Below are 6,871 nucleotides of genomic sequence, written 5' to 3'. Positions count from 1 at the left end.
TGCAGTCGCTGCGCGACGCTCCAGTCGCACCAGTGCCGGCCGTTCCAGACGGCCGTCGCGCAGCGACTGAATGCGTGTAGGCGGTGACTTCTGTCCCCGACGAGGTCGCAGGAGGTGCTCGTCATGCAATCGCCCTGAGGGCAGCGTCAGGGCAATCGCATGTTGATGTCGTCGTGCCGCCGCGTCGGGGCTTGAAAGCCCCGCCTGCGATCCTGCAGTCGCTGCGCGACGCTCCAGTCGCACCAGTGCCTGCCGTTCCCGACGGCCGTCGCGCAGCGACTGAATGCGTGTAGGCGGGGACTTCAGTCCCCGACCGCCCGTTCCATGATGCTTCGGGTACACCAATGAACATGCAATCGCCCTGGGGGGAGGGTCGGCAGGCTTGCCCTGAGCGTGCCGAATGGGTCGCTTCACTCGGGATGACGGTGAAGCGTCGGCAGAGATCCAACCCGGTCGTTCACGACTGACAGACCTCTAGGGGTAAGCCCGCAACGCCCCCGTTGGCGCCCCGCAACGCCCCTCACCCCCCGCCGCGCAGTGCGGCGCGGGGGGTGAGGGGCGTCCCCTCTACTCCCCCAGGCTGAACGTCGCCGTGTGCGTCCAGCCGAGGGCGTCGGCCTCCTCCACCAGCCAGACCTTTGGGGCCTCGCTGCCGATCGGGAGGGCCTGTTCCAGCTCCCGCGCGACGGTCGTCAGCACGGCCGGGTCGGCGTGCCGCGCGATGGTCAGGTGGGGCGTCGGCGTGGGGCCGTGCAGCCCGCTGTAGGGCAGTATCCCGAAGCGGGCCGAGAGCGCCAGCGTCGCCTGCACGAACCACTCGCGCGGCTCCGGCTCCAGGTAGACCACGTCCGGGAACAGCCCGACGGACGCGAACGTCACGGTTGGGCCGGGCATGCCCTGGAACAGCGCGGTCAGGTCTGCAAGCGCCGCCGCATCCAGGGCCGCCAGCGGCAGGAACGGGAACATCAGCGTGACGTGCGCTGGCACGTCCGCCTCCGTCGTCGGGCCGAGACGGCTGCGCCACTCCTGGAGCAGCCGCTCAGCCTCGGGCACGGGGACGATCAGCCCGGCGCGTCGGGGCGGGGCAGGGCGGGTCATGGATCGCGGGTCGTAGATCGTGAGGGTGCGCCCCACGCCCTACGCCCTACCCCCGAGACCCCATACCACGACCCATGACCCACGCCCCAGCCTACGACGCGCCAGCCTGCGCCCCGGCCGGCTCGCGGGCTGGCTCCGGCGCCGCCTCGGCGACGACCGTCTCCGGCGAGAGCGTGTGCAGCGGCGGCACGTTCAGCAGCACGCGCCACTTCATCGCCACGATGCTCACCACGATCAGCGTGCCGACGCCGCCGCTGACCACGGCGAAGATCGGGCCGAACAGCTTCGCCACCGCGCCGCTCTCCGCTGCGCCCAGCTCGTTCGAGAAGCCGATGAACAGGTAGTTGACGCTGGAGACGCGCCCGCGCAGGTCGTCCGGCGTCAGGGCCTGCATCAGGGTCTGCCGGATCACCATGCTGACGGAGTCCGTCGCGCCGATCATGAAGAGGCAGGCCAGCGAGAACAGCAGGTTCGTCGAGAGGCCAAAGCCGATAGTTGCCAGCCCGAAGCCGGCCACGACGACCAGCAGCACCCGCCCCGGCCGCTGCCACGGCGGCATGCGGGTCAAGAGCATCATGACGAGCATCGCGCCGACCCCTGGCGCGGCCCGCATGATCCCCAGGCCCTCCGGCCCGACCATCAGCACGTCGCGCGCGTAGACGGGCATCAGGGCCACCGCGCCGCCGAGCAGCACGGCGAACAGGTCCAGGGTGATCGCCGCCAGGAAGATGGGGGTCCGCCACATGAAGGCGAAGCCGGCGAAGATGTCGGAGAGCGTTCGCTTCGCGCCCTTTGGCGGCGCGACCGAGGGGAGCGTCGCCAGCAGGCCCACGAACAGGAACTGGAGGATCGCCGCCACGACATAGGAGGTCATCGCATCGTTCGAGAGCGCGATCAGGACGCCGCCCACAGTCGGCCCGACCACCGAGGCGATCTGCTGGCTGGAGATCAGCCAGGTGTTGACGTTGGCGAACAGGCGTGAGTCGATCAGCTGTGGGAGGATCGAGCCGGCTGCCGGCGCGGAGATCGCGCGGGCCGCCCCGAAGAGCATCAAGGTGGCCAGCACCAGCTCGACGGGGCCTTGCTGCCAGGAGATGACGCCCAGCGCAACCGACGCGATGGCGGTCAGCAGGCCGGCGAAGATCGCCAGGTTCCGGCGTGGATAGACGTCGGCCCAGTTGCCGGCTGGCAGCATCAGCAGCAGCGACGGCGCCAGCGTGAAGATGCCGACGAGCCCCAGTACCCACGGATCCCCGGTGCGATCGTACAGCTCCCAGCCGACGGTCACCGAGACGATCTGCTGGCTCAGGCCGGAGAAGATCCGTCCGAGCGCGAAGTTCCGCACGATGGGGATTCGCAGCGCGTCGAACCCCCGTCCATTCGAGCCTGTCGTACCGTCACTCACGGGCGGCCACCTCGCCGTGTCCCGTGTCCGTCAACCCACCGCCGCCTGTGCTGCGTCCGAGTGCCTGCCCGCGTGTCTGCCCGTATGCCTGCCATGAGCGCCATGCCTGTCGTGTCATCTGCTGCCTTGCCGCCAAGCTCCTATGCTGCCCTGTCGTGCTGCCGCGCGAGCGATCCTCGCGAGGTGTCTGCACTGCCGAAGGTGCCATCATGGCACCTTCCGCATCGCGATGCCACCGCCCACTGTACTCGATTCAGCAGGAGAACGCGCGCGTCCATGTGTGATGGCGCCCTGCACGATCTAGCGTTGCCGCCGAAGGGTGCCGCCACCCCGTCCCCGTACGCGTTCAGGAGCAGACTGTCTCAACCGCGTGACGGATGGCAGACGCACAGGAATGCGTGCGAGTCCCCCCTGTCATCCTGAGCGCAGCGAAGGACCTCACCCGCTGACGCGAACGTTGACGGTCAGTTGGTGAGATCCTTCGCAGGCTCAGGATGACAGGTCTCTCACCCGCTGACGCGAGCGTTGAGGGTCAGCGGGTGAGGTCCTTCGCTGCGCTCAGGATGACAGGCATCTGTGTAGGCATGGCTCTACCCTGAACGCATGGCGCTTCTGGGAAACTGTCCGCTTCTCATCCCATACACGGGAGAAGTGGCAGGGGGGTGAGGTCTCCTCGGCGTCGATCCTGCACTAGAATGCGCGCAGGAGGAGCCTCGCCGACTCATGCCGATGCGGACGTTGCTGGCCTGGCTGGTTCATCTGTACACCGCGTTGGGCGCACCGCTCGGCGTCTGGGCCATCTTCGCCGCGATTGACGGCGACTTTCGCCTTGCGTGGTTCCTGATCGGTGTGACGGTGTTCATCGACTCGACGGACGGGGTGATGGCCCGCGCGGTCCGGGTCTGGGAGGCGATCCCCTATGTGGATGGACGCCGCCTTGACGACGTGGTGGACTACTTCGGGTGGGTTGTCGCGCCCGTCATCCTGCTGGTGCAGGCCGACCTGCTGCCGGCCTGGGCTGCGGCCTTCCCGCTGCTGGCCAGCGGCTACGGCTTCGCGCAGACCCAGGCCAAGACCGACGACGACTACTTTCTCGGCTTCCCCTCGTACTGGAGCCTCATCGGGTTCTACCTGTACGTCTTCCAGTCGCCGCCGGCGTTCAACGCTGCCCTGCTCTTCCTGCTGAGCGTGCTGGTCTTCGTGCCGATCCGCTTTCCGTACCCCACCAAGACCAGGCCCCTGCGCCCGGTCACGCTGGCCTGCGGCTTCACCTGGGGCGCGATGATGCTGGCGATCCTGGCGCTGCTGCCTGACCCACCGATGTGGATCGCCTGGAGCAGCCTGATCTTCGTGGCGTACTACCTGATCCTGACGGCGGCGCTGTACCCGTACCGCCGCCGTCAGGCCGCCCGCGCCCTCAGCCCATCTTGACAGCTGCAACCGCCGATGCTTCCCACCGGGGCTGTCCTACGGATCGGCCTGGAGGGCCGTCAGGTCTGCGCGGAGCCGGCCTGGCACAAGCGCCACGTCCTCGGCATCGGCGGTGCGCCAGTGGACGCCGGCCGCCTTGTGCCAGCCGCCGAACGGCAGCGCGGCCTCACCATGGGCCGCCTGGGAGTCATCGTGGGCCGCCTGGGAGTCATCGTGGGCCGCCTGGGAGTCGTCGGCGTCCTCGCGTGGACACCCGAGCCACAGCGGCAGCTCCGCGAGATCCTCGGTACCTGGCAGCGCCATCCGCCACCATGCCGCTGCCGTCATGATGCCCACCCGCACCCCGAGCGCACGGGCCTCGGCCACGGCGGCGAGCAGCCAGCCCGCATCCGGCCCCGGATCGCGGACCGCGTCCGCGACGACGTACGCCTCGGCGTGCAGCCAGAGGATCGGCAGGCGAAGGCCGCACGACCGGGCCAGCGTGACCGCGTCGCGGACGCTCTTGCGCGGGTCGAGGTCACGGTAGCACCAGACGTACCCGCCCACCGTGCAGCCGGCCGCGCGCGCCGACACGATCTGCGCGCGCGTGTGCTCCTGGGCGACCGACTCTTCCGGCAGGTAGAGGCGCACAACCACGTGTGACGGGCGATGTGCCGTGACGAGCGCGTGGAGGTCGCGCGGCTGGACGACCGAGACGTCCATCGTCCGCACCATCGCAGACATGGCGTGCGCTCCCGTCGCGCCTGGACGCCGACTGGCGCGTGTCTGAGTCCGAGCAGCAGGCAGCAGTGACGAGGCCAGCATCGCGTCCGATCATCCGCGGTACTGACCTGTGCGCCAGCCCGTACCGTAGTGTGCCGTTCTGGGCGGGCCTGTGGCATCGTGGGAATCCCGTAGCGCGCCGCTGAGCGGTCGCCTGCCGCGCCGGCCGCCCGAACGCCCCGTCTACAGGCAGGGCACTTGCCTGACGACCTTGCGGTGCAGCGTCGTCGGAGGTTTCAAGCCCAACTACTACTCCACCTCGCAGAAGGCGATGTCCGCCCGGTCATCCCGAGCAGAGCGAGCGTGCGAGCGCAGTTGAGGGATCTTCTCCTGTGCACCCCTGCGACGAAGATCCCTCCGCTTCGCTCGTTTCTCGCGTAGCTTGCCCTGAGCTTGCCGAACGGGGTCGAGATGACACACCCGTCACATCCACCATGGCAACGTACTACGCGTCTCACGATGATCTGGGAACACCAACGAACAGGCAATCATCCTGCTGGCTGCCTGCGGACCGCGCGTGACAACACGCGTCCAGCCTGTACCATCTACCTGACGAGCACGGCAGCTCGGGCGGTCGTCAGCGGTCTCAGGCAGTGCGGCCTCGGCCTGCGCCTGCCTCTGCGCCCACGTTCGAGACTGTCAGGCTGGTGAAACAGGCATGAGCACGGACGCCCCGGCACGCCCGACGGATTCCGACTTTGATGGCGATCTCGATCTGCAGTCGCGCCCGCTGCCCTACCCGAAGACGGACCGGCAGGCCGAATTCATGGCGCTGGCCGAGCGGCTGGCGGTGGGCGCGAGCCAGCGCGCCGCCGAGCACGACCGTGACGGCAGCTTCCCGTTTGAGACGTTTGACGAGATCCGCGGCAGCGGGTACCTCGCGCTGACGGTCCCGGAGGAGCTGGGCGGCCGAGGCGCGAATGCACTCGAGCTGTCGCTGGCGCAGGAGCGGCTGTCGCGGGCCGACGGCTCGGTTGGTCTCAGCTCGTGGATGCACCTGGGCGTCATCGCCCGACAGGCCGTCACCCGGACGTGGCCGGCGGAGGTCTTCGAGCGGATCTGTCGGGACACCGTCGAGCGGGGCGCGCTGATCAACTCGGCGGCCAGCGAGCCGGCCCTGGGCAGCCCCAGCCGTGGCGGCCTGCCCTCGACCACGGCGACGCGGGTCGATGGCGGCTGGCTGCTGAACGGCCGCAAGAGCTGGGCAAGCCTCGCGCCGGCCCTGGACTACATCATCGTCATGGCGGCCGTCGAAGATCCTGGCCAGGCGCCGCGCCGGGCCAACTTCCTGGTGACCGCGCCGACGGACGGCCTGATCGTCGAGCCGACCTGGGACACTCTGGGGATGCGGGCGACGGGCAGCCACGATATCGTGCTGCGGGATGTCTTCGTGCCAGACGGCCTGCGCCTGCCCACCGACGAGGCGGCCGGCTCGGGCGATCCGCGCATCTGGACGGTCGTGTCTGGGGCCGTCTACCTGGGGATCGGCGCGGCCGCGCGCGACTTCGCCGTGAACTTCGCGCGGGGCCGCCGCCCGAGCGGGCTGCAAGGTGTATCCATCGCCGAGTACCAGAAGGTGCAGCACCACGTGGCCCAGATGGACATGCTGCTGCTGCAGGCCCGCTCGGTGGTCTACGGGACGGCCGAGGCGTGGGTCGAGCGGCCAGAGCTTCGGACACAACTGGCGTGGCAGGTCAACGCGGCCAAGTACCTCGCCACCAACAACACGATCCAGATCACGGACCTGGCGTTGCGGGTGGTCGGCGCGGCCGGGCTGGCGCGGTCGCTGCCGCTGGAGCGCTACTTCCGCGACGCGCGGGCCGGCCTGGGTAACCCGCCGATGGACGACATCGCGCTGACGCTGATCGGCAAGGCCGCCCTCGGCATCTAGTGGCCTGTCAGTCGTGAACGACCGGGTCGGGTCACTCGATGCTTCACCGTCATCCCGAGCGAAGCGACCCGTTCGGCACGCTCAGGGCAAGCCTGACGACCCTCCCCCCAGGGCGATTGCATGTTCATTGGTGTCCCCGAAGCATCATGGAACGGGCGGTCGGGGACTGAAGTCCCCGCCTACCGTCATTCCGTCGCTGCGCGACGGCCGTCAGGAACGGCCGGCACTGGTGCGACTGGAGCGTCGCGCAGCGACTGCAGGATCGTAGGCGGGGCTTTCAAGCC

General features: G+C 69.1%; 5 protein-coding genes. 2 read left to right on the top strand and 3 right to left on the bottom strand.

All coding sequences use genetic code 11. The features are described 5' to 3' along the window. Window positions 1-567: 567 nt before the first annotated feature. On the bottom strand, window positions 568-1,098 hold the full coding sequence (locus IT306_22215; GenBank protein ID MCC7371147.1) for a 2'-5' RNA ligase family protein: 531 nt from the start codon (window positions 1,096-1,098) through the stop codon (window positions 568-570). Between the two features lie 91 nt (window positions 1,099-1,189). Further along, window positions 1,190-2,503: an MFS transporter gene (locus IT306_22210; protein ID MCC7371146.1), complete on the bottom strand. Its 1,314-nt coding sequence runs from the start codon at window positions 2,501-2,503 to the stop codon at window positions 1,190-1,192. A 723-nt stretch (window positions 2,504-3,226) separates the two neighbouring features. On the opposite strand from IT306_22210, the gene IT306_22205 reads away from it, so the two are divergent. Beyond that, window positions 3,227-3,934: a CDP-diacylglycerol O-phosphatidyltransferase gene (locus tag IT306_22205; GenBank protein ID MCC7371145.1), complete on the top strand. Its 708-nt coding sequence runs from the start codon at window positions 3,227-3,229 to the stop codon at window positions 3,932-3,934. 36 nt (window positions 3,935-3,970) lie between these two features. Here IT306_22205 and IT306_22200 read toward each other — a convergent pair whose 3' ends face one another. Beyond that, window positions 3,971-4,657, bottom strand: coding sequence for a hypothetical protein (locus IT306_22200; GenBank protein MCC7371144.1), 687 nt, complete (start codon window positions 4,655-4,657; stop codon window positions 3,971-3,973). Window positions 4,658-5,354: 697 nt separating this feature from the next. On the opposite strand from IT306_22200, the gene IT306_22195 reads away from it, so the two are divergent. Next, window positions 5,355-6,587, top strand: a complete 1,233-nt coding sequence (locus IT306_22195) for an acyl-CoA/acyl-ACP dehydrogenase (GenBank protein ID MCC7371143.1) — start codon at window positions 5,355-5,357, stop codon at window positions 6,585-6,587. Window positions 6,588-6,871: the final 284 nt, after the last annotated feature.

The organism is Chloroflexota bacterium (assembly GCA_020850535.1).
GTDB lineage: Bacteria > Chloroflexota > UBA6077 > UBA6077 > JACCZL01 > JADZEM01.
This window is presented reverse-complemented; position numbering and strand designations above follow the sequence as displayed.

Excerpts from the sequence above, each read along its gene's own strand:
- IT306_22215 (MCC7371147.1), bottom strand. The coding sequence starts at position 1,098 with ATGACCCGCCCTGCCCCGCCCCGACGCGCCGGGCTGATCGTCCCCGTG.
- IT306_22205 (MCC7371145.1), top strand. The coding sequence starts at position 3,227 with ATGCCGATGCGGACGTTGCTGGCCTGGCTGGTTCATCTGTACACCGCG.
- IT306_22200 (MCC7371144.1), bottom strand. The coding sequence starts at position 4,657 with ATGTCTGCGATGGTGCGGACGATGGACGTCTCGGTCGTCCAGCCGCGC.
- IT306_22195 (MCC7371143.1), top strand. The coding sequence starts at position 5,355 with ATGAGCACGGACGCCCCGGCACGCCCGACGGATTCCGACTTTGATGGC.